2 protein-coding genes are annotated in these 3116 nt (G+C 73.7%); both read left to right on the top strand.

What is annotated here, in order from left to right; genetic code table 11:
- Positions 1 to 2995, top strand: a 2995-nt coding sequence (locus CV1CTNOD_RS09820; protein ID WP_165485416.1) for a type I polyketide synthase, incomplete at its 5' end; no start/stop codon positions are given.
- A gap of 48 nt (positions 2996 to 3043) precedes the next feature.
- The coding region (locus tag CV1CTNOD_RS28220; RefSeq protein WP_207386312.1) for a polyketide synthase docking domain-containing protein at positions 3044 to 3116 on the top strand (73 nt) is incomplete at its 3' end.

Genomic DNA, 3116 nt, shown 5'->3' with positions numbered 1-3116 from the left:
CGTCCACGCCGGTGGCTCCAGCGGGTCCAGTGGGTCCGGCGTGGACTGGGCGGCGTTCTTCAGCGACCGGGACGTGCGTCCGGCCGAGCTGCCGACCTACGCCTTCCAGCCGACGCGGTACTGGCTGGACGCACCCGAGGGCACGCCGAACGCGGCGGCGGTCGGCCTCCAGCAGGTCGGGCACCCGTTGCTGGGTGCCGCGGTGGAGCTGCCGGACGGCGCCGGGTTCCTGTTCACCGGACGGCTGTCCGCCCACAGCCCCGCCTGGCTGTCCGAACACGCCGTGCTGGGCGGGTCGCTGCTGCCCGGCACCGCGTACGTGGAGATGGCGGCGGTGGCCGCCGACCAGCTCGGCTGCGCGGGGATCGCGGAACTGGCCCTGCACGTCCCGCTGGCCCTGCCCGTGCAGGGTGGCGTCGTACTGCGGCTGGCCGTCGGCGCCGCCGACACCGCGGGCCAGCGGCCGGTGAGCCTGTACTCCCGGGCCGAGGATGCCGCGCCCGAGGTCGCCTGGACCCGCCACGCCACCGGCTTCCTGCTGGAGCGGGAGCAGCAGCGGCCGCCCGCCGATGAGCCGGGCGTCCGGCCGCCGGTGGACGCCGTCTGGCCGCCGGTGGACGCCGTACCGGTGGACGTCGAGGACCTGTACCACCGGCTCACCGAGCGCGGCTTCGACTACGGGCCCGCTTTCCGCGGACTGCAGGCCGCATGGCGGCATGGTGACGACGTCCTGGCCGAGGTCCACCTGCCGTCGCCCGCCGACGCGGACGCGGGCCGGTTCGGCCTGCACCCGGCGTTGCTGGACGCGGCCCTGCACGCGATCGCCCTGCTGGACTCCGGCGGACCTGCGCCGGACGGCCTGCCGTTCGCCTTTGGCGACGTCCGCCTGCATTCCCGTGGCGCGTCCGCGCTGCGGGTGCGGCTGGCACGGGCCGGCGAGGGGATCTCCCTGGCGGCCACGGACCTCACCGCACGCCCGGTCGTCTCCGTCGGGTCGCTGGTCCTGCGCCCGATGTCGGCCGAGCAGATCGGCGGCGTCGCCCCCGCCCCGCTGTACGCGGTGCAGTGGGACCGCATCCAGGCCGTCGTCCCCGCGGGCCCACCCGGACGCTGGGCGCTGCTCGGGGACATCCCCGAGCAGCTGTCCGTCGCCCTCGCCCGCCGCGGTGTGGCCGTCACCTGCCATCCGGACCCGCGATCACTGCGGGAGGCCGTCGCCTCGGGGGAGCCGGCTCCCGACGCCGTGCTCATCGTCCACCCGTCCGGCACCGGCACCGATACCGATGGCGGTACTGGTGCGGACGCTGGTGCCGGCGCTGGCACACCGCTGGCGGCGCGGGCTCATAGTGCCACCGGTGACGTCGCGCAGTCGCTGCGGTCCCTGCTTGCCGACGACCGTCTCCGGTCGGCCAGGCTGATCCTGCTCACCAGCGGGGCGGCCGCGGTGCGCGAGGACGCCGAGCTGACTGATCCGGCGGCCGCGGCCGTGGGGGGCCTGGTGCGCTCGGCGCAGTCGGAACACCCTGGTCGGTGCGTCCTGGTCGACGTCGACGGGCACGACGCCTCGTGGGCCGCGCTGGCCGACGCGACAGGTTCCGGCGAGCCCCAGGCGGCGGTGCGCGCGGGTGCGGTGTACGTCCCCCGGCTGGCCCATGCGCGGCCGTCGCCCTCGGGCGACACCACACCGCTGGACCCCGAGGGCACCGTATTGATCACAGGTGGGACCGCTGGGCTGGGTGCGCTGGTGGCCCGGCACCTGGTGGTCAGGCACAAGGTGCGGCACCTGCTGCTGGTCAGCCGTCGAGGAGCGCAGTCCCCAGGCGCGGCGGCACTGTACGCCGAGCTCACCGGCCTGGGCGCCCAGGTGGAGCTGGCCGCCTGTGACGTGGCCGACCGCGATGCGCTCGCCCGCCTGCTCACGGCCGTCCCCGCCGAACATCGGCTGACCGCGGTCGTGCACGCCGCGGGGGTTGTGCACGACGGTGTCATCGAGTCGTTGACGCCGGATGCCATCGACCGGGTGATGCTGCCCAAGGTGGATGGTGCCGTGCACCTGCACGAGCTCACCCGCACCACCGACCTGGCCGCGTTCGTGCTGTTCTCCTCGATGTCGGGCATTCTCGGCGGCGCAGGGCAGGGCAACTACGCGGCGGCCAACGCCTTCCTCGACGCTGTGGCCAGCCACCGCCGCGCGGCGGGACTGCCGGCGGTCTCGATTGCCTGGGGGCCGTGGGCGCACACCGACGGGATGGCCAGCCGGCTGCGTGAGGCCGACCGCCGCCGGCTGCGCGCGGCCGGGCTGGTCTCGCTGACACCGCAGGAGGGCCTGGCCGCGTTCGACGCGGTGCTTGCAGCCGGTAACGGTCGTAGCGTGGTGGCGTCCGTACGGCTGGACGTCGCCGCGCTGCGCGCGGACACCACGCCGCCGCTGCTGAGCGGGCTGGTGTCCACGCGGCGTCCCCCGTCACGGCCGGACACGCCGCAGTCGCTGCGCCAGCGGTTGGCCGGCCTACCCGAGCTGGAACAGCACCGGCTGCTGCTGGACCTGCTGCGTGTGCACACCGCCGCCGTGCTCGGACACGGCAGCACGGACACCGTCGACACGACGGTCGGATTCCTGGAGGCCGGATTCGACTCGCTGACCGCCGTCGAACTGCGCAACCAGCTGAACACGGCCACCGCCCTGCGGCTGCCGACGACACTGCTCTTCGACTATCCGACCCCGGCGCTGCTGGCCGAGCACCTGCGCGCGCAGATACTCGACGGCGATACCAAGGCGCCCCCGCCCGTGCTCGCCGAACTCACCCGGCTGGAGTCGGCACTGGCGACGGTCGCGACGGACGGCACCGTCCGTGCCGCTGTGATCATCCGGCTCAGGGACGTGCTGGCGAAATGGACGGACGCCGGCGAGCGTCCGGACGACGCCGATGTGGCGGACAAACTTCGCACGGCCACCGCCGAGGAAGTATTCGACTTCATCGACAATCAGATCTGAGAACCGGACCCATTGGCGCGGTCTCCCGAATTTTCGAAGGTGATACGCATGACCGAGGAACAGCGGCTGCTGGATTATCTGAAGCGGGTCGTGGCTGAGTTGCACGAGGTCCGGTCGCGGT

It is taken from the genome of Protofrankia symbiont of Coriaria ruscifolia (assembly GCF_900634745.1).
Lineage (GTDB): Bacteria > Actinomycetota > Actinomycetes > Frankiales > Frankiaceae > Protofrankia > Protofrankia californiensis.
Note: the sequence above shows the minus strand (reverse complement) of the source record. Positions and strands in the feature narration are given on the sequence as shown.